At 72.5% G+C, this 18,181-nt stretch carries 15 protein-coding genes and 1 tRNA gene; 6 read left to right on the top strand and 10 right to left on the bottom strand.

Annotated features, from left to right (window positions below):
• Positions 1-242 precede the first annotated feature (242 nt).
• Positions 243-851 carry a hypothetical protein gene (locus tag EAO73_RS24060; RefSeq protein WP_147973660.1) on the top strand — a complete coding sequence of 203 codons (609 nt, stop codon included), beginning with the start codon at positions 243-245 and terminating at the stop codon, positions 849-851.
• 97 nt (positions 852-948) lie between these two features.
• Here the strand turns inward: EAO73_RS24060 and EAO73_RS24055 are convergent, their stop codons facing one another.
• The 3 genes from EAO73_RS24055 to EAO73_RS24045 all read right to left on the bottom strand — a co-directional run bounded on the left by EAO73_RS24055 (position 949) and on the right by EAO73_RS24045 (position 4,444).
• On the bottom strand, positions 949-1,581 hold the full coding sequence (locus tag EAO73_RS24055) for a DUF2461 family protein (protein ID WP_147973659.1): 633 nt from the start codon (positions 1,579-1,581) through the stop codon (positions 949-951).
• 103 nt (positions 1,582-1,684) lie between these two features.
• Positions 1,685-1,758: transfer RNA gene (locus EAO73_RS24050), tRNA-Pro, on the bottom strand.
• Between the two features lie 52 nt (positions 1,759-1,810).
• On the bottom strand, positions 1,811-4,444 hold the full coding sequence (locus tag EAO73_RS24045; RefSeq protein WP_147973658.1) for an ATP-binding protein: 2,634 nt from the start codon (positions 4,442-4,444) through the stop codon (positions 1,811-1,813).
• Positions 4,445-4,554: 110 nt separating this feature from the next.
• Between EAO73_RS24045 and EAO73_RS24040 the strand changes: the two genes are divergently transcribed.
• Together EAO73_RS24040 and EAO73_RS24035 are read left to right on the top strand one after the other, a co-directional pair.
• The gene (locus EAO73_RS24040; RefSeq protein ID WP_147973657.1) at positions 4,555-5,043 is read left to right on the top strand and encodes a DUF309 domain-containing protein; all 489 of its coding nucleotides are present in this window, start codon (positions 4,555-4,557) and stop codon (positions 5,041-5,043) included.
• 87 nt (positions 5,044-5,130) lie between these two features.
• A complete protein-coding gene (locus tag EAO73_RS24035) occupies positions 5,131-5,526 on the top strand; it encodes a hypothetical protein (protein ID WP_147973656.1) in 396 nt (131 codons plus the stop codon).
• A gap of 12 nt (positions 5,527-5,538) precedes the next feature.
• Here the strand turns inward: EAO73_RS24035 and EAO73_RS24030 are convergent, their stop codons facing one another.
• From EAO73_RS24030 to EAO73_RS24020, 3 genes are read right to left on the bottom strand one after another with little or no spacing between them, the layout of a single operon-like run.
• The gene (locus tag EAO73_RS24030) at positions 5,539-6,750 is read right to left on the bottom strand and encodes an NAD(P)/FAD-dependent oxidoreductase (RefSeq protein WP_147973655.1); all 1,212 of its coding nucleotides are present in this window, start codon (positions 6,748-6,750) and stop codon (positions 5,539-5,541) included.
• Entirely contained in the window at positions 6,747-8,171 is a 1,425-nt protein-coding gene (locus EAO73_RS24025) for an NAD(P)/FAD-dependent oxidoreductase (protein ID WP_147973654.1), read from the bottom strand. Before EAO73_RS24025 ends, EAO73_RS24030 begins: the two co-directional genes overlap by 4 nt.
• Positions 8,172-8,178: 7 nt before the next feature.
• Positions 8,179-9,612 carry an FGGY family carbohydrate kinase gene (locus tag EAO73_RS24020; protein WP_147973653.1) on the bottom strand — a complete coding sequence of 478 codons (1,434 nt, stop codon included), beginning with the start codon at positions 9,610-9,612 and terminating at the stop codon, positions 8,179-8,181.
• A gap of 330 nt (positions 9,613-9,942) precedes the next feature.
• Here EAO73_RS24020 and EAO73_RS24015 point away from each other — a divergent pair, with 330 nt between their 5' ends.
• Positions 9,943-10,929, top strand: a complete 987-nt coding sequence (locus EAO73_RS24015) for a hypothetical protein (protein WP_147973652.1) — start codon at positions 9,943-9,945, stop codon at positions 10,927-10,929.
• Positions 10,930-10,987: 58 nt separating this feature from the next.
• Positions 10,988-12,517, top strand: coding sequence for an amino acid permease (locus tag EAO73_RS24010; RefSeq protein WP_147973651.1), 1,530 nt, complete (start codon positions 10,988-10,990; stop codon positions 12,515-12,517).
• Between the two features lie 66 nt (positions 12,518-12,583).
• Here EAO73_RS24010 and EAO73_RS24005 read toward each other — a convergent pair whose 3' ends face one another.
• The 3 genes from EAO73_RS24005 to EAO73_RS23995 are packed head-to-tail and all read right to left on the bottom strand — an operon-like array spanning position 12,584 to position 15,515.
• Positions 12,584-13,216, bottom strand: a complete 633-nt coding sequence (locus EAO73_RS24005) for a LutC/YkgG family protein (protein ID WP_147973650.1) — start codon at positions 13,214-13,216, stop codon at positions 12,584-12,586.
• Positions 13,213-14,751 (bottom strand): LutB/LldF family L-lactate oxidation iron-sulfur protein, encoded by a 1,539-nt coding sequence (locus EAO73_RS24000; protein ID WP_147973649.1) that lies wholly within the window; start codon positions 14,749-14,751, stop codon positions 13,213-13,215. The genes EAO73_RS24005 and EAO73_RS24000 overlap by 4 nt, the downstream gene beginning before the upstream one ends.
• Positions 14,748-15,515 carry a (Fe-S)-binding protein gene (locus EAO73_RS23995; protein ID WP_147973648.1) on the bottom strand — a complete coding sequence of 256 codons (768 nt, stop codon included), beginning with the start codon at positions 15,513-15,515 and terminating at the stop codon, positions 14,748-14,750. The genes EAO73_RS24000 and EAO73_RS23995 overlap by 4 nt, the downstream gene beginning before the upstream one ends.
• A 198-nt stretch (positions 15,516-15,713) precedes the next feature.
• Between EAO73_RS23995 and EAO73_RS23990 the strand changes: the two genes are divergently transcribed.
• Positions 15,714-17,390: an L-lactate permease gene (locus EAO73_RS23990; RefSeq protein ID WP_147973647.1), complete on the top strand. Its 1,677-nt coding sequence runs from the start codon at positions 15,714-15,716 to the stop codon at positions 17,388-17,390.
• A 28-nt stretch (positions 17,391-17,418) separates the two neighbouring features.
• Here EAO73_RS23990 and EAO73_RS23985 read toward each other — a convergent pair whose 3' ends face one another.
• A complete protein-coding gene (locus EAO73_RS23985) occupies positions 17,419-18,168 on the bottom strand; it encodes a FadR/GntR family transcriptional regulator (protein WP_147973646.1) in 750 nt (249 codons plus the stop codon).
• Positions 18,169-18,181: the final 13 nt, after the last annotated feature.

Genomic DNA, 18,181 nt, shown 5'->3' with positions numbered 1-18,181 from the left:
CGCGCACTGTCAAGAAATCCTGCGCGCGATGCCGACTTCTCCGCGCGGACCCTTGGCATCCTCATCGCTGGGGCAGCGAGCGACACCGTCATGCAGTTGATCCGCCCACGCGGGTCCGGCGCCGCTACGTCCGCCGAGCGACGATGCTCGTCCCACCCACCATGCGACAGCACCAGTCCCTTCCCGGGACCTGGGACCTCGCATGATCACTTCACTGAACCATCTCAAACGGGGCAAAGAACATGACTTCAACTCGCCGCGCCCTCAGCGCGATCGCGCTGCTCGCCGCTCTGAGCGGCATCGCCGCCTGCGGCCCGGAGGACACCGGCGCCGAAGGCGCGACCGGCGGTTCCGACAGCAGCGCCTCGCCGTCGGCAACGGCTTCCGGGGCACCGGCCTCCGGCGGAACCGCGAGCGACGGACCCACCGACGACGTCGACGACGACGGACAGGGCGGGGACTGCGGCAAGCCCCCGGTCCTGCCCGCCGGACACACCCGGGTGAAGATCACGTTGATGCGTGACGCGGCCGGCTTCGAGGCCGCGGTGGCCAAGCCCCACTGCACGCCCAACGACTGGATCTACGGGGCCGACGAGACCGACCCGACCAAGCACTACGTGCTCCCCGAGAGCGTCGACGCCCGGCTGGCCCTGATGGACGGCCCCGGCCAGTGGAAGAAGGTCGACCACGAACAGCTGGCGCTGCACATCGACCGCTGCCACGCCATGGAGGCCGGTGCCACGGACTACCCGAAGGTGGAGCCGCCCTTCGGCTGCTTCGGCAACGTGTACGAGATCACCCTCAACGGCAAGGGCGAAGTGAAGACGATCAAGGAGATCTGGAGCGTCTGAGGCATCCTCCGACGCCTCCTCGCACCGCGCCCGGGACCACGGTCCCGGGCGCACCGGTGTACGGCCGCTCCACGTCGGCCGGCAGCGGGGCATGACATCAGGCGGCCCGCCCGACATGGCGGGCCAGCCAGCTCAGCAGAGCGTCCAGGTCGGCGGCGGCCGACCGTACGTGCCCGACCGCTTCAGGAGTGTGCAGCCACTCCTCGCAGCCGAGTGAACGGGCCGCGATCAGCGAACGGTGGCGCAGCAGTTCCGCACGGGCGTGGTCCGCCGGATAGCCGCGCGGCGGGCGCTTCATCACGTCCCCGGAGACGTCGTAGCCCTTGCGCCGCACCTCCTCGACCAGCGCGGACAGTTCGCGGCCGCTCCCCTCGGACGCCACGGCCCTGCGGAACGCATCCACCTGGCCGGGGTCGGGATACCACCAGGCTCCCTGGATCCGCAGGCCGTCCAGGGAGAACCGGAGACCGATCTCGACCTTGCGGCCGAGCCGGATCACCGCGCTCTGGTTCTGCCACCACCAGGAGCCGGTGCGGTAGTGCCAGACGGAGAAGTCCTCGTACCGGGGATCGCTGTCCGCGACGTCGTTGAGCAGGTCGATCATCGGCTGCCGGACCAGGCGTTCGCGGTCCGCGCGGCAGCGCTCCCTGGTCGCTGCGCCCGGTTCGCCCTGGAGCTGCCACAACACGTCCAGGGCCTGTTCGGGCCAGCCGGTGAACTGTCCACGCATGCACCGAGAATAGCGGCGCGGGATGCCCGGCCGGCGCGCGGGAACGACCGAGGGCCGGTCTCGGATGTCTCCGATACCGGCCCTGATCTGCGACTGTCTCCAGTCGGGACGACAGGATTTGAACCTGCGACCCCTTGACCCCCAGTCAAGTGCGCTACCAAGCTGCGCCACGTCCCGCTGCCACTTCCACCCGGTCGGGCCGGGCGGCGGCTGCAGGACAAACATTACCTCACTCGGTGGACCGGATCGACGCGCGTGCCTGCTGGGCGCGGGCGGCCAGTCCTTCCGCACCGCAGGCCGTGGCCAGTTTGTGCGCCCTGGCCAGTTCGCGGGGCGAGCGGATGGCGATGCCGTAGTCGACGAGCGCCTGGGCGAACTCGTAGCCGGAGGGCGACGCCTCCAGGTGGCGGACCGCCTCGCCCAGGAGGTGTACGGCCTCCTCCTGCGGGGCGAAGAGGGCCACGCAGCGCAGAGCCTCGCCTATGGCGGTCTCCGTGCCGAACCGCTCCGCGTGGACCCGGGCGGTGTTGGCGAGCTGGGCGGCGCGGCCCGGGTCCTCGTCGGCCAGGGCGCGTGCCAGGTCGCCGGCCCAGGGGCCCCAGATGCCGTTGAACCTGCCGCGCGGTTCCAGCGACCGCCCGGCGGCCTCCAGCTCGGTGACGGCTTCCTTCGTACGGCCTTCGGCCAGGAGCAGGCGGCCCCGGACGCACGGCGCGTCCGGCAGCACCATGGCACTCGGGTACGGCAGACCGAAGTCGTACTGGTCTGCGACCTTGCGGGCCTCGGGGACCCGGCCCCTGGCCAGCAGGGTGTCGATGAGCAGGCAGGCCGCGTCCCAGTGGACGGGGAGTCCGCTGCCGACGCGGTCCGCGAGGCGCAGTCCCTCGCGCAGGAAGCCCTCCGCCTCGGCGAGACGGCCCCGGCGGCGGTGGACCAGGCCGAGCAGGGTGTGGGCGAACGCCAGGTGGGCGCCGCTCCAGCCGGAGATCTCGAAGGCGCGGACGGCTTCGCCGAAGAGCTCCTCGGCCCGGTCGAGCCGGTCCGTGAAGGCGTAGGTGATGCCGAGCAGGGTGGGGAGCTCAAAGCCCCATTCGGCGTCGGTCCAGCCGAGTCCGCGCGCGGGGTGGCCGTCGACGAGGGCGCGCTCGCAGAGGTCGACGATGACCTCGGCGTTCTCGCCGCGGAGCATGGCGTCGAATGCGCGCAGGGTGAGCAGGGCGCGTTCGGCGTTGTCCCGGCCGGTGAGATGGTCGGCGTTGGCGGCCAGCCGGCGCGAGCGCCCCGGTCCGTCCTCCTCGGTGGCCTGCATGCCCTCCCAGAGGAAGTGGGCGGCCTGCAGCCGCATCAGGCCAGGCCCCGGCGCCGTGCGTTCGGCCTCGGCCGCGAGGGCCAGGGCCGCCTCCTTGAGCTGGTTGTTGTGGGACAGCGCGGCGGCGAGCCGGAACGTGGCGTCGACCCGCAGCTCGTCGGCGAGGCCGGGCATGTCCAGGGCGGCCCGCAGGTGCTGCACGGTGGTCGCCGGGGAGCTGAGCAGCGTCGCGCAGCCCAGTTCGTACAGCAGGGTGGCGCGCACGTCGTGGCGCGGCGGCTCGTCGAGCGCGCGCTCCAGGCAGCGCCGGGCGGCCTCGGGCGCGCCGACGGCGAGGTGCTGCTTGGCGGCGGCCCGCAGTTGCTGGACGAGTTCCTGGTCGTCGTCCGGGTGCACTTCGAGCAGGTGGCGGGAGGCCGCGGCGGGGCCGAGCCCGGCGTTGGTGATGGCCCAGGCGGCCCGCCCGTGCATGGCGGTGCGGGTCGCGGGCGGGATGGAGCGGTAAAAGGCCGAGGCGATCAGCGGGTGCACGAACTCCAGCGGGTCGAAGCCGCTGACGATACGGGCCTCGCGCAGCCGGGCGGTGCAGTCCGCCGCCTCGGCGGAACTCATCCCGGCCAGGGTCGCGGCGAGGTCCTGGGAGATGTCGGTGCCGAGGACGGCGGCCGCCCACGCGAAGCGGTTGGCGTTGGTGCCGAGCCGTTCCAGGCGGGCGACGAGGCCGCTGCCCCGGGCGGAGGCGCCGAGTTCGCGCAGGAGCCCGGCGGACTCCTCCAGCGGGACCAGTTCCTTGTCCTGGACCTTGGCGACCAGCTCGACCGCCTCGTACGGGTTGCCGCCGGTGACGGCCCACACCTCGCGGCAGAACGGGTCGTCGGCGTGCTCGCCGAGGGTGGCGCGGACCAGTTCGGCGGTGGCGTCGGGGGTCAGGGCGCGCAGGGCGACGCGGATCTGCGCGGGGTGGCCGCCCGCCGCGTTGCGCGCAGCCTCTCGGGCGGCGAGTTCCTCGGGGCGGTGGGCCTGGACGACGAGGACGCGCAGGTCGCCGAGGCGGGCGGTGAACGAGGAGAGCCAGGCGAGGGATTCGCCGTCGGCCCAGTGGGCGTCGTCGATGATGAGGAGCAGCGGGCGGTGGCTCAGCCGGGAGGCGAGCCGCTTGACGACGTGATCGAGTCCGTCGCGCACACCCTGCGGATCGGTTTGCGGGCCGGAGGGTTCGGCGAGGCCGAGGGCCGGGGCGGTGATGTCGAACCAGGGGCCGAACAGGGCCCGTACGTCGTCCGCCGGGAACTGGTTCAGTGCGGGCTGGAGCAGCTGCCGTACGACGTGGAACGGCACCGAGGTGACCGTCTCACCGCCGCGCGCCGACCAGATGGTGCACCGGTCCGCCGCCATGGCCCGGATCTCGTCCAGGAGTGCGGTCTTGCCGATGCCTGCCTCGCCGCTGTAGATGAGCAGCCCGCCGGTGGCCTGCGCCCCGCAGAGCGCGTCGATGGCTTGTGCGGCAGTGGCGAGTTCCGGTTCGCGCTCATAAAGCGGCCGGGACGGCTTCATGCCTACCCTCCCCCAAAGTGGTGACCATGGTGGTCGAGCCTAGTCGCGCGCGGCGTTCCACGGACAGGGGTTCGGACAGTTCGCCGCAGGTGCGGGGCACAATCGGGGGTGTGAACGAGACACGCAGGGACCGCGATTCCGAGGGACGGGCGCACAACGCGCGCCCCCGTGACGGGCTGGGACGCCCCTTGCCGTACGGGGCGCCCGGGGTGGAGCGGCAGCCGGAGGGCGTCGAGCGCACCCCCGGGGAGACCGTCCGGGAGGCGCAGCGGCTGCTGGACGCGGGAATGCCGTTCCACGCGCACGAGGTCTTCGAGGACGCCTGGAAGTCCGGCCCGGACGGGGAACGGGAGTTGTGGCGCGGGCTGGCCCAGCTGGCCGTGGGCCTGACGCACTCCGCCCGGGGCAACGCGACGGGCGGTGCGCGGCTGCTGCGGCGGGGCGCGGTGGCCTTGGAGGCGTACGGGGCGGGTGAGACGCACGGGATGGGCCTCGGGGAGCTGGCCGGCTGGGCGCGGGAGCTGGCGGCGCGGGTCGAGCGTCCGGACGCGGGGCCGGTCGACGCGGCCGCGGAGGCACCGAGGCTCCGGGAGGGCTGATTCCGGGACATCGAACTCGGCCTGGTTTCGACGGTGTTGGTTGACAACGGCGAACAGGTCGGTGCGGAGCCATTACGATCCGGCGTCATGAGCACTTCTGACCAGGACCGGGCCCCGGACGCACCGATAGCCGAAGACCCGGGCGAGGACACGGCCGGGGCAACGGCCGAGGACATGACGGACGACCTCGCGGACGACCTCGCGGAGGGTGAGGACACCGGCGAGCGGCGGCTGACCCCGCGCCAGGCGAGACGACTGCGCATCGCCCTCTCCTCGGCCGGGATGGTGGCGATGGCCGTGGTGCTCGGGCTGCGGCTCGCGAGCCGCGCGTCCGTCCTGGTGGTCGGCGTGTACGGGCTGGCGCTGATCCTCTGCGGGATCGTGATCGAGCTGAGCCGGAACGGCCGCACCCGGCTGGGCAGCTGGCTGCTGGCCATCGGGCTCGTCGCCGCGATCGGCTCGGACTGGCTGCTCATTCCCTGAGCGGTACGGGAGTCACACGACCCGGATGCGCACCGCGCCGCCCTCCGGGTCGGCCCCCTCCAGCCAGCGGGCAGTGAGGGTGAAGGAACTGCCGGGCGGAACCGAGCGTGCCAGGCGCCGGCGGTGCAGCAGCGCCCCGTCCTGGCTGACGACGAGGCGGGGTGCCGTCAGCCGCCGGCCCGTCCGCAGCAGGAAGCGGCTGCCGTGCGGCCCCGTGAGGTTGGGCGCGATCCATTCCAGCGGTGCCGCGACGGTGAGGGGCGGTCCGCCCGCCGGCCAGGCACCGGCGGCCAGGTGGCTCAGTACGGGTCCCGTGACGGCTCGGCCCTCGCGGGCGGCGGTGGCCGCGCTCTCCCCGCCGTGCAGGAGGTTCCCGACGGCGAAGACCCCCGGCCGCCCGGTGCGGTACGCGGGGTCGTGGGCGGGTCCCCCGGTGCCGGGGTCCAGGGGCAGGCCGCCGCGCCGGGCGAGTTCGTGGTCCGGGATCCAGTCGGCCGTGAACACCACGGTGTCGCAGGCCAGTGTGGTGGTACGGCCGTCCTCGTGGCGCACCCGGACGCCCGTGAGGCGGGGGCGGCCGGTCAGGGCGGTGACGGTGGTCCGGGTGAGCAGGGGCGCGCCCCCGGCCGGCCGCAGGGTCGCGAAGGGGCGGGGCGGGTGCTCCGTGACGCGGGCGATGAGGTGGACTCCGGCGGTGCGCAGGGTGTCGGCCGCCGCGAGGGAGACCGGCTCGTCGCCGACGACCACCGCGCGGGTGCCGATGTGCTGGTGGTGGAGGTGGACGGCCTGCTGGAGTTCTCCGGTGGTGTAGACGCCGGCCGGCCGGGTGCCGGGGACGAGCCGCGCGGCGCGGGGGCGTTCACGGGCGCCGGTGGCGAGGACGACGGCGCGGGCGGTGAGGCGTTCGAGGCCGCCGGGGCCGGTGATGTCGAGGGTGCGGGGCCCCGCCCAGCCGGTGACGGTGACGCCGGTACGGAGGGTGGCGCCGGCCTCCGTGGCCTCGGCCGCGCAGTGCCGTGCGTATGCGGGGCCGTCGAGGTCGCCGGTCCGGCGCGTTCCGAATCCGCCGTGGGCGCAGTGCCGGGGGATGCCGCCCGCCTCCTGGTCGCGCTCCAGGACCTCCACGTCCGGCACACCCGCGGCGGCGAGGCCCGCGGCCGCGGCGAGTCCGGCCGGTCCGGCGCCGACGACGAGGACGTCCACGCGGCGTTCGCGGCGGGTCATGGGCAGGCCTCCTCGATGCGGGCCCGGAGCGCGGCCCCGCAGTGGAAGCCCTGGCAGCGCCCGTTGCCCGCGCGGGTCCTGCGCGCGAGCCCTTCGGCCGAGCGGGGCGGGAGCACCGAGGCGAAGGCGTCGCGGATCTCGCCGTCCGTGACGCGTTCGCAGTGGCAGACCACGGTGCCGTAGGCGGGGTCGCGGGCGATCGACTCGGCGTCGAGATACGGGCGGCCGGCCGACTCGCCGAGGTTCGGCATGGTGAGCGGGGCCGGTTCGGCGGGCTCCCCGGGGTCCAGTCCGGCGTCGGGCAGGAGGGAGACCACGTACGCGGCGATGGCCAGGGAGGCGGTGAGCCCGGTGGAGCGGATGCCGCCGACGGTGATGAGGCGCCGGTCCGGGTGGGCCGTGATCCGGTAGTCCTCCTGGCCGGTGGCCGCCCGCAGACCGGCGTAGACGGCGGTGACCTCCTCGTCGAGCAGCCGGGGCATGATGCGGCGCCCGTTCTCGCGCAGCAGGGCGAGCCCTTCGGCGGTGGACTCGGTGGCGTCCTTGTCGTCGAGGTCCTCGGCGGTGGGGCCGAGGAGGACGTTGCCGAAGACGGTCGGTGCCACCAGGACGCCCTTGCCGGCGGCGGTGGGCACGGGCAGCAGGATGTGGTGGACCAGGTCGCGGGCGAGCTTGTCGAAGACGATGAGCTGACCCCGGCGCGGGCGCACGGTGAAGGTGTCGAGGCCCAGCAGGCGGTCGATCGCGTCGGCGTGCAGCCCGGCGGCGTTGATCAGCAGCCGGCTGCGCAGGGTGCCCCGGCCGGTGGTGAGGGTGTGCAGGCCGTCGGCGTACGTGAGGTCCCGGACGGGGCAGTCCAGGTGGAGGTGGACCCCGGCCCGGACCGCCTCGGTGGCGTAGGCGAGCGGGGTGGTCCAGGGGCAGATGACGGCTTCGTCGGGGATCTCCAGGGCGCCGAGCGCACCGGGACCGAGGTGGGGTTCGCGTGCCGCGGTCTCCTCGGCGTCGAGCAGCCGGGCCGCGTGGTAGCCGTTGCGTTCGGCCTTGGCCAGCAGGGCGGGCAGGGCGTCGAGTTGTTCGCGGTCCCAGGCGACGAGGAGGGCGCCGACGCGTTCGACGGGGATGCCCGTGCGGGCGGCGTATCCGGAGAGCAGCCGCTGCCCCTCGCGGACGAGGCGGGCCTCCAGGGTGCCGGGGACGGCGTCGAAGCCGGTGTGCAGGATCGCGGTGTTGGCCTTGGAGGTGCCGTTGGCGATGTCGTCGGTGGCCTCGACGAGGGCGGTACGCAGGGGGTGGCGGGCCAGTTCGCGGGCGAGGGCGGTGCCGACGACCCCGGCGCCGATGACGGTGACGTCGTACGGCGGACCTTCGGGCAGCGGGTGTCCGGCCCGGGTGACGGTGGGTGTCGTCGCGGCTACCACGCGGGGCTCACGACCGCTCCAGCAGGGTGCGCACCGCCGCGCGGAACACGCCGAGGCGGTCGGCCGCCTCGGCAGGACCGATACGGGGTTCGTAGACGGCGGCCGGTTTCCAGTCGGGGACGGCCCGGTCGAGCGGGAGTGCGGGGTCGGCGCCCATGCGGGCCACCGCACCGACGCCGAGCGCGGTGACATCGGGCAGTGCGGACACCTCGACGGGGCGTTGCAGCAGGTCGGCCTGGGTCTGCATGAGGAGGGCGGAGCGGGTCAGACCGCCGTCGACGCGCAGGACGGACAGCGGCGCGCCCCGGTCGGCGGCGACCGCGTCGGCCAGCTCGACGACCTGGGCGGCGATCCCCTCGCACAGGGCGCGCACCAGGTGGCCGGCCGAGGTGTCCAGGCCGAGTCCGGTGACCGAGCCGCGCAGGTCGCCGCGCCACCAGGGGGCGGCGAGGCCGGCGAGCGCGGGGACGAAGGTGACGCCGCCGGCGTCGGGGACGGTGGCGCCGACCGGGTCGAGGTCGGCGGCCCCGGAGATCACCCCGAGGTCGGTGAGCCAGCGCACCGCGGAGGCCGCCGTGTAGACCTGGCCGTCCAGGCAGTAGCTGGTGTGCCCGCCGAGCCGCCAGGCCACGCAGCTGACGAGTCCGCCGGCGCCCCGGCAGGGTGTCGCGCCCGTACCGGCGAGGAGGAACGCACCCGTCCCGTAGGTGCACTTGGCGACGGACGGGTCGAGGGCGCTCTGGGCGAGCAGGGCCGCCTGCTGGTCGACGAGGAGGCCGGTGAGCGGGAGCCCGCCGCCGAACGCGCCCGTCGTGCCGAAGTCACCGGCGGCGTCGACCACGTCCGGCAGCCGCTCGTCGCCGAGGCCGTAGACGTCCAGTGCGGCCGGCGACCAGGCGACGCGGTCCAAGTCGAGGAGCTGGGTGCGTCCGGCGGTCGCGGCGTCCGTGACGAAGGCGCCGGTGAGCTGGTGGACGAGCCAGGCGTCGCTGGTGGTGACGACGCCTTCCCGGGTCAGTTCGCGGCGGATCCACGCCATTTTCGGGGCGGCGAAGTACGGGTCGACGGGAAGCCCGGTGAGCTGTTTCAACTCGTCGCCGCGGTCCGCGAGTTCCGCGCACAGGCCGACGGCGCGGCGGTCCTGCCAGACGATCGCCGGTGTGAGCGGGCGCCCGGTGTCCGGGTCCCAGGCGAGTACGGTCTCGCCCTGGTTGGCGAGCCCGACGGCATCGACGGTGGCGCCCGATTCGGCCAGCGCCCTTTGCCCGGCTTCGACGACCGATGCGAGTAATTCGGCCGGGTCCGTCTCCACGGCTCCGGCGGGACCGTACCGGGGCCGCACGGGGGCGGAACCGGAACCGATCACGCCTCGCTCGGGGCAGATCACCAGTGCTTTGGTTCCCGATGTGCCCTGGTCGATCGCCAGCACCGGGCCTGTCATCGGTTCTCCAGCGGTACGCGGGCCCTGGGGCCTGAACGGAATCGTGATCTTCGGTCGCGGCCACCCAGAGTGGTGCAGCCCAGCGGATACGTCAAGCGTTGCCAGGCCATGTGTCCGGAACCTTTCGAAGCCTTCTGTGCAGCATCAACACGAGTCAATGACAAGCGACTTGGGGAGAATCAATGATTCGTTCGAGAGTTCCGCGCAAAGGGCTCTACACTCACCGCCGAGCAGCAACCGGACGCAGATAAGCAGTTCGCACTTCAACAGTTTCTCCGCAGCAATACTCCTGAGGATCGATGAATTCAGCAGCCAGTCCCGAGCGCGTCCATGGCCAACGGTGAATTCCGGCCGGTCTACCATCCGGCCGGCCACGACAATGAACTGCGAGCGGCGTTACAGGACTTACGCACCGGCCGCTGGCTCGCCATGCGCGACCTGCTGGCCGCCACCCCGGACTGGGCGCTGTGGACCCAGCGCACCCAGGTGCTCGGCGCGGTCGCCGCGGGATCGGACGCGGTACGGGCCTGGCTGACCGAGGAACCGGGGAGCGCCGCCGCCCTCGTCATGCACGCCCGGGTCGCTGTGGAGCGGGCGGTACGGGCCAACCGCGCGGGGCACCCCAGCGGCCGGGAACTCTGGCAGGAGGCCTGGGAGGCCTGCCGGTCAGCGGCCCACGCCGCGCCGGCCGACCCGGTGCCCTGGGTGTGCCTGCTGGCCCTGTCCCAGCTCGACCAGGACCAGCACCTCGCCGAGCACCGGCTGCCGCCGCCCGGACCGATGCTCTTCCCCGCCCCCTGGGGGCTGCTGGCCGAGGCCGACCGGCGCGACCCGCACAACCGCGAGGCCTACCACCGGATGCTGCAGTTCGTGTACGCCCGCAAGGCCGGCAGCGTGCTCTCCGAGGCGGTCAACTTCGTCCAGTGGGCGTCCTCCACGGCCCCCGAGGGCTCCGCCCTCCATGTGCTCCCGCTGTACGTACGGGTCGAGCGCTACCGCCGTGAGCACGACCACGACAAGGCCCTCGACCTGCACTGGGTCACCGAGGACGCGGAGCGCGAGGCCCTGCGCGCACTGGAGATCTGGTACCGGCGCGCCCCCGCCGCCACCCGCGCCTTGCCCGACCTCAACCACCTGGCGCACGCGCTGTGGGGGGCGCTCCGATTCGTGGAGGCCGCCGCGGTGTTCAGGGAGCTGGGCCCGTACTTCACCTCGCTGCCCTGGGCCAGCCGCTCCCGTACGCCGGACGACCCCGGCGGCGCCGAGGAAGTGTTCGTGCGCGCCCGCGCCCGCGCGCTGGCGGCCGACCCGGGCTGAACAGGCCCCCCGGCCGCCCTCTTTCGTTCGTGTCCACCCACCCCCCAGGAGGATCCCCATGTCCGTGTCCGCCTCGCCCCGGAAGGGTGCCGAGACCCCCGCGCCGAAGGACGAGGAGCAACGGCTCCGCGAACTCGGCTACCAACCGGTCCTGGCCCGCCGCATGGGCGGGTTCGGCAACTTCGCCATCAGCTTCTCCGTCATCTCGATCCTGTCCGGGTGCATGACCCTGTACGGGTTCGGCATGTCGACGGGCGGGCCGGCCGTGATGCTGTGGGGCTGGGCCGGGGTCGGCCTGTTCGTGCTCTGCGTCGGCATGGCCCTGGCGGAGGTGACGAGCGCTTACCCGACGTCCGGGGCGCTGTACTACATGGCGGACCGGCTCGGCGGCCGGAAGTGGGGCTGGTACACCGGCTGGCTGAATCTGCTCGGGCTGCTCGGCGCCATCGCGGGCATCGACTACGGCGCCGCGCTGTTCACGGGCGCGCTGATGAACCTCCAGTGGGGCTTCACCCCCACCCCCGGCAAGACGATGATCATCTTCGCCTGCATCCTGCTGCTGCACGCCGTGCTCAACCTGTTCGGTGTGCGGCTCGTCAGCATCCTCAACTCCATCAGCGTGTGGTGGCACCTGGCCGGTGTCGCGGTGATCGTCTCCGTCCTGGCGATCGTGCCCTCGCACCACCAGTCGCCCTCGTTCGTCTTCACCGAGTTCGTCAACGACACCGGCTGGCACAACCCGTTGTACGTGGCGGCGATCGGGCTGCTCCTCGCCCAGTACACGTTCTGCGGCTACGACGCCTCCGCGCACCTGTCGGAGGAGACCTCGAACGCGTCGGTGTCGGCGGCGCGCGGCATCGTCCGGGCGATCTGGGTGTCGTGGGTGGCCGGCTTCGTGCTGCTCGCGGGACTCACCTTCGCCATCCAGGACTACGTGGGTACGCAGAAGAGCGCCACCGGTGTGCCGCCCGCCCAGATCCTGATCGACGCGCTCGGCACCTCGGGCGCCACGGCGATGCTGCTCATCGTGATCGCGGCGCAGCTGTTCTGCGGCAACGCCGAGGTGGCCGCCGCCAGCCGGATGGTGTTCGCCTTCAGCCGGGACAACGCGCTTCCCGGCTCCTCGCTCTGGCGCAAGGTCAGCGCCCGGACCCAGACACCGGTGCCCGCCGTGTGGCTGTCGGTGATCGTCGCCGGGGTGCTCGCCCTGCCGTCGCTGTATTCGGCGACCGCGTACGGCGCGGTGACCGCGATCAACGTCATCGGCATCACGCCCGCGTACGCGATACCGATCTTCCTGAAGCTGCGCGCGGGAAGCCGGTTCCAGCGCGGGCCGTGGCACCTGGGCCGCTGGTCGAAGCCGGTCGGCTGGATCGCCGTGGTGTGGGTGGCGATCGTGACCGTGCTGTTCCTGCTGCCGCAGTCGTCCCCGGTGACCATCGACTCGATGAACTACGCGTCGATCGCCCTGGTCGCGGTGCTGGTCCTGGCCACCGTCTGGTGGTTCGTCGCGCGACGCTCGTACGGCACGCCGTCGGCGTACGGGAACGCGCGCGAGCAGGCGGAGATCGAGGAGGGCATCATCTGAAGCCCTCACCGACGCGCGCGGCCCCTGCGGACAGCTGTCCGCAGGGGCCGCGCGCGTCGTGCGCCTCTATACGTCCGTGCGGATGACGACGGCCAGCGTGCGCGGGCCGTGGACCCCCTCGACCCGTTCCAGTTCGATGTCGGAGGTGGCCGAGGGACCGCTGATCAGGGTGGTGGGGCGCTCCGGCACCAGCCGGGCCACCGCCTCCGGTACGCCCACCTCCACGCTCGACAGATCGACGACGCACACATGGAGGTCGGGCACCAGGGAGAGCGCCCGGCGCCCCTGGTCGGGCGAGCCGTCCAGGAAGATGGTGCCGGTCTCGGCGCAGCTGACCGCCGAGGCGGTGACAACGCCGTCGAGGGCGTCCAGGCGCGGCGCCGGAATGCCGGCCGAGTCCTGCCGCACCTCGCCGTCGTACGCGGTCAGCCACCGCGGATCGAGCCCCCGGGGCACACCGATCCGCGCGGCGCCCTGCTCCCGCAGCACTTCGGCGACGACCTCGGCGGTCCGGTCGGCGGTGCAGGGGTGGACCCGCGCCTTGTAGTCGACGAGGCGGTCGGTGAACAGCGCGAGGCGTTCCTCGTCGGGGAGGGTGCGTCCGGTGCGGTAGGCGCGCGGTACCGGGGTGTCGCCGGCGGGTGCGAGGGCGAGCGCGTCCCGGATGCGGCCGAGCACGGTCTCACGGGCGGTCGTCACTTGCCGTCCTCCTGCTGCTGGTCGCGGGTGTGCTCGGCGGACGCCTCGCGCATGGCCGCCGCGCCCTCGGACGAGGCGAGCCAGGCGCGGAAGGTCTGCTTCGGCGGGGCGGGGGTGTCGCGGCTGTCGCTCCAGCCGTTGAGCGGGGGCGGCAGCGGGGGGAGCTTTCCGTCCCGGGCCAGGACCCGGCCGAGCCGCGAGGCCTTCTGCGCGGCCGTGTACACCTTGGGCCGGCTCATCACCGCGCCCGCCGCCTTCATCGCCAGCTTCTCGGCCGTGGTGCCGGACTGGTCGGTGTGCTGGTGGCGCAGCTCGACCAGCAGCGACGGGATGTCGATCTTGACGGGGCAGGCGTCGAAGCAGGCGCCGCAGAGGCTGGAGGCGTACGGCAGCGAGCTGTTGGGGTCGTCCTTGGCGGCGTGCATACCCGCGAGCTGCGGGGTGAGCACGGCCCCGATCGGTCCGGGATACGTGGATCCGTAGGCGTGGCCTCCGGCCCGCTCGTACACCGGGCAGACATTGAGGCAGGCCGAGCAGCGGATGCAGTTGAGCGCCTCGCGGCCGATGCGGTCCGCGAGGGCCGCGGTCCGGCCGTTGTCGAGAAGGACCAGGTGGAAAGTCTGCGGTCCGTCCCCGGGAGTGACACCGGTCCACATCGAGGTGTACGGGTTCATCCGCTCGCCCGTGGAGGAGCGCGGCAGGAGCTGGAGGAAGACCTCCAGGTCCTGGTAGCGCGGGAGGACCTTCTCGATGCCCATGACGGTGATGAGGGTGTCGGGGAGGGTCAGACACATCCGGCCGTTGCCCTCGGACTCGACGACGGAGAGTGTGCCGGTCTCGGCGACACCGAAGTTGGCCCCGGACACGGCCACCTTGGTGGTCATGAACTTCTCGCGCAGGTAGGCGCGGGCGGCGGCGGCCAGGTGCGCGGGGACGTTGTCCAGGGACGGGTCGACGCCCGGGATCTCCTTGAGGAAGATCTCCCGGATCTCGTCCCGGTTGCGGTGGATCGCGGGGACCAGGATGTGCGAGGGCTTGTCGTGGGCGAGCTGCACGATCAGCTCGGCGAGGTCGGTCTCGTGCGCGGTGATGCCGAGGGATTCCAGGTGCTCGTTGAGACCGATCTCCTGGGTGGCCATCGACTTGACCTTGATGACCTCGTCGCTGCCGGTCTCCCGGACCAGCCGGGCGACGATCTCGTTGGCCTCGACGCCGTCGCGCGCCCAGTGGACGGTGCCGCCGCGCGCGATGACGTTGCGCTCCAGCTCCTCCAGGAGTTCGGGGAGCCGGTTCATGGTGTCGGTCTTGATGGCCGACCCGGCGTCGCGCAGCTGCTCCCAGTCGGGCAGTTCGCCGGTGACGTGCAGGCGCTTGGCGCGGATGGTGCGCGTGGCGCGGCCCAGGTTGCTGCGCAGCTGCTCGTTGCGCAGTTCGTCGTGGGCGGCGGCGGGGAACTTCCGGTCGCCGCGCAGGTTGCCCGTGCCGTACGGGGAGCGCGGCGGGGTCGCGGGCATGCCGAGAAACGTCGCGCTCATCGGGCGGCCTCCGTCAGAACGTGCGGCGAGGTGCGGGTGGAGGAGAGGATCTGGGCCAGGTGCAGGGTGCGCGTACCGGCCTTGATGCGGGAGAGCCCGCCGCCGATGTGCATCAGACAGGACGAGTCGCCCGCGGTGCACACGGCGGCGCCGGTGGCGGTGACGTTGCGCATCTTGTCCTGGAGCATCGCCGTGGAGGTATCGGCGTTCTTCACGGCGAAGGTGCCGCCGAACCCGCAGCAGGAGTCCGCCTCGGGCAGCTCGACGAGGTCGATCGAGTCGACGGCCCGCAGCAGCCGCAGGGGCTTGTCGCCGACGCGGAGCATGCGCAGCGAGTGGCAGGTGGGGTGGTACGTGACCCGGTGCGGGAAGTAGGCGCCGACTTCGGTCACGTCCAGCACGTCGACCAGCAGCTCGGAGAGTTCGTACGTCTTCGCCTTGACGGTGGCGACGCCGGCGCGCAGGGCGGCGTCGCCGTACCGCTCGGCGACAAGCTCGTGCTGATGGCGGACCGAGCCGGCGCAGGAGCCCGACGGCATGACGACGGCGTCGATGGAGGCGTCACCGAACTGCTCGGCGAAGTTGCGCACCAGCGGGACCGGCTCGCGCTGGTATCCGGTGTTGACGTGCATCTGGCCGCAGCAGGTCTGGCCCGGCGGGAACACCACGTCGTGGCCCAGGCGGGCCAGCAGCACCGCGGTGGATTTCACCGCCTCGGGGAAGAGCGTGTCTCCCAGACAGGTGGCGAAGAGTCCGATACGCATGGGACCTCCCCGATCGCAAGTTGTGGTCCGACCATACTACCCTCCGGCCGATTGGGGCAGGGGGCGCACGCGCGCCCCGCAGCCACCCGGGGCGAGAAGTGAGCTGGCCAGCATTTGGTCCGACCTTATTGACATACGACATCTACGGTGTCCTACTGATCGCTGAATCAGCTGCGTCACTCAGCGAGGAGTAATTCCGTGGCTTCCGCACCACCCGCCACCGTGCCGGCTTCGTACACGCCGGACGTTCACGCCATCGGGGGCAGCCTCCTGGCGACCGCCCTGGTGAGCCTGATCCCGCTCGCCGTGTTCTTCGTGCTCCTGATGGCTGCCAAGCGCTCGGCGCTGGTGTCCGCGCTGGGCTCGGTCGTCACGGCTCTGCTCGTCGCGGTGACCGGGTTCGGGATGCCGGTCGGCCTGGGGCTGCTCTCGGCGTCCCAGGGGCTTGTCTTCGGCCTGTTCCCGGTGATGCTGATCGTCGTCGCGGCCATCTGGTTCTACGAACTCACGGTCGTCAGCGGCCGGTTCGAGGACCTCCGCCGGTCGTTCAGCGCCGTCGGCCGGGGCGACCTGCGCGTGCAGGCGATGCTCATCGCGTTCTGCTTCGGCGGCCTGCTGGAGGCGCTGGCCGGCTTCGGCGCGCCCGTCGCCATCACGGCCGTGATGCTGCTGGCCCTCGGCCTGCCCCCGGTCAAGGCGGCGGTCACCGTACTCCTCGCCAACACCGCGCCGGTCGCGTTCGGCGCCATGGCCATCCCCGTCACCACCGCGGGCAACCTCACCGGCATCCCCGCCGAGGACATCGCCTCGGTCATCGGCCGCCAGTCGCCCCTGCTCGCGATCTTCGTGCCGCTGCTGCTGCTGTTCGTCGTGGACGGCACCCGGGGCATCCGTCAGCTGTGGCCGATCGCGCTGGTCACCGGTGGTGTCTTCGCCCTGACCCAGTTCTGGTGCGCCAACCACTTCGCGTACGAGCTGACCGACGTGGTCGCCTCGCTCGTCGGATTCGGTGTCGCCGTGCTGATGCTGCGCTTCTGGACGCCGCGCACCCCAGACGACCAGCGCTCCCAGGTGGAGAACGAGCCGCTCACCCGGCACCGCGTCACCTACGCCGTCCTGCCGTACATCCTGGTCATCGCGATCTTCGGCATCGCCAAGCTGAACGTGGGCGGTCTCGACATGCCCGACGTGCTGGGCCACGCCAACCTGAAGATCGAGTGGCCGGGCCTCCACGGCGAACTACTCACCACCAGCGGTACGCCGTCGTCCAGTGCGGTCTACACGCTGGAGGTCCTGGGCAACCCGGGCACCCTGCTGATCCTCTCGGGCATCCTGGTCACGCTGATCTACCGCTTCGCCAAGGACCGCGACGTCTATCCGATGACCGGTGGCATGGCGCTCTCGGCGGCGGGCCGGACCCTGAAGAACATGCGGACCGCCATCGCGACGGTCGCCACGGTGCTCGCGCTGAGCTACGTGATGAACCAGTCCGGTCAGACCGTTGCCATCGGCACCTGGCTGGCGACGGCGGGCGGTCTCTTCGCCCTGCTCTCGCCGGTGCTCGGCTGGCTGGGCACCGCCGTGACCGGTTCCGACACCTCGGCCAACGCGCTGTTCGCCAACCTCCAGCAGACGGCGGGTCAGACCGCCGGCATCGACCCGACCCTGCTCGTCGCCGCGAATACCTCCGGCGGTGTGGTCGCCAAGCTGGTGAGCCCGCAGAACCTGACCATCGCCGCCACCGCGGTCGCGATGCCGGGCTCGGAACGCATCCTGCTGCGCAAGGTCGCCGGATACAGCGTGGCCATGCTGGCCGTCCTCTGTGTCCTGGTCTACCTCCAGTCCACGTCGGCGCTCTCATGGATGCTGCCGTAGCGGCGACCGTGTACTGCGGCGGGGGCCGCTACTCGGCGCCCCCGCCGGCGTCGGTCCGGTCCTCGTCGACCAGCGTGCCGTGGAAGCCGCGGATGTGGCTCTCGGCGAGGTCGGCCGCCTCCTCGCCGTGACCGGTGCGCACCAGCCTCAGCATCTCCGTGTGCTCGGCGTTCAGCCGGGCCTGCGTCGCGGGCCAGTCGTCCACCTCTTCGAGGGCCCGCAGGATGAGGGGCCGTACGGACTCCCGCACGGCGGCGGTCAGGGTGGAGGTGAGCGCATTGCCCGAGCTGGTCGCCACCTTGACGTGGAACTGCGTGTCGAGCTCGTTGAACTCCTCCGGCCCGATGCCCTCCCGCGACATCCGGTGGACCACGGCACCCGCCGCGTCCAGGTCCTCGTCGGACGCGTGCTCCGCGGCGGCCGCGAAGCTGGAGCGCTCCAGGGCGACCCGGGCCTCCATCACATCGTGGAGGCTGTAGCTGCCGAGGGCGAAGTGCAGGCGCAGCAGCCGGCCGAGCGCGTCGTCGGGGTTGCGCACGATCCGGGCCCCGGAGTCGTGCCCCCGGCCGGGCTGCGCGACCAGCACGCCGATCGTCTCCAGCACCCGCAGCGCCTCCCGGAGCGCGGACCGGCTCACCCCGAACACGGGGGCGAGCTCGCGCTCGGGCGGCAGCCGGTCCCCGGCCCTCAGCTTCCCGGCAAAGACCTGCTCCTCGATGCTCTGGAGCACGAGTTCATGGGTCCGGGCCTGCCGCACGGGCTGCCACTCGACAGGCATCCGCTTCTCCACT

The organism is Streptomyces sp. col6 (assembly GCF_008042035.1).
GTDB lineage: Bacteria > Actinomycetota > Actinomycetes > Streptomycetales > Streptomycetaceae > Streptomyces.
Note: the sequence above shows the minus strand (reverse complement) of the source record. Positions and strands in the feature narration are given on the sequence as shown.

What these genes read in the sequence shown, in the direction of transcription:
- EAO73_RS24060 (WP_147973660.1), top strand. Translation starts at nt 243, where the DNA reads ATGACTTCAACTCGCCGCGCCCTCAGCGCGATCGCGCTGCTCGCCGCT.
- EAO73_RS24055 (WP_147973659.1), bottom strand. Translation starts at nt 1,581, where the DNA reads ATGCGTGGACAGTTCACCGGCTGGCCCGAACAGGCCCTGGACGTGTTG.
- EAO73_RS24045 (WP_147973658.1), bottom strand. Translation starts at nt 4,444, where the DNA reads ATGAAGCCGTCCCGGCCGCTTTATGAGCGCGAACCGGAACTCGCCACT.
- EAO73_RS24035 (WP_147973656.1), top strand. Translation starts at nt 5,131, where the DNA reads ATGAGCACTTCTGACCAGGACCGGGCCCCGGACGCACCGATAGCCGAA.
- EAO73_RS24030 (WP_147973655.1), bottom strand. Translation starts at nt 6,750, where the DNA reads ATGACCCGCCGCGAACGCCGCGTGGACGTCCTCGTCGTCGGCGCCGGA.
- EAO73_RS24020 (WP_147973653.1), bottom strand. Translation starts at nt 9,612, where the DNA reads ATGACAGGCCCGGTGCTGGCGATCGACCAGGGCACATCGGGAACCAAA.
- EAO73_RS24015 (WP_147973652.1), top strand. Translation starts at nt 9,943, where the DNA reads ATGGCCAACGGTGAATTCCGGCCGGTCTACCATCCGGCCGGCCACGAC.
- EAO73_RS24010 (WP_147973651.1), top strand. Translation starts at nt 10,988, where the DNA reads ATGTCCGTGTCCGCCTCGCCCCGGAAGGGTGCCGAGACCCCCGCGCCG.
- EAO73_RS24000 (WP_147973649.1), bottom strand. Translation starts at nt 14,751, where the DNA reads ATGAGCGCGACGTTTCTCGGCATGCCCGCGACCCCGCCGCGCTCCCCG.
- EAO73_RS23995 (WP_147973648.1), bottom strand. Translation starts at nt 15,515, where the DNA reads ATGCGTATCGGACTCTTCGCCACCTGTCTGGGAGACACGCTCTTCCCC.
- EAO73_RS23985 (WP_147973646.1), bottom strand. Translation starts at nt 18,168, where the DNA reads ATGCCTGTCGAGTGGCAGCCCGTGCGGCAGGCCCGGACCCATGAACTC.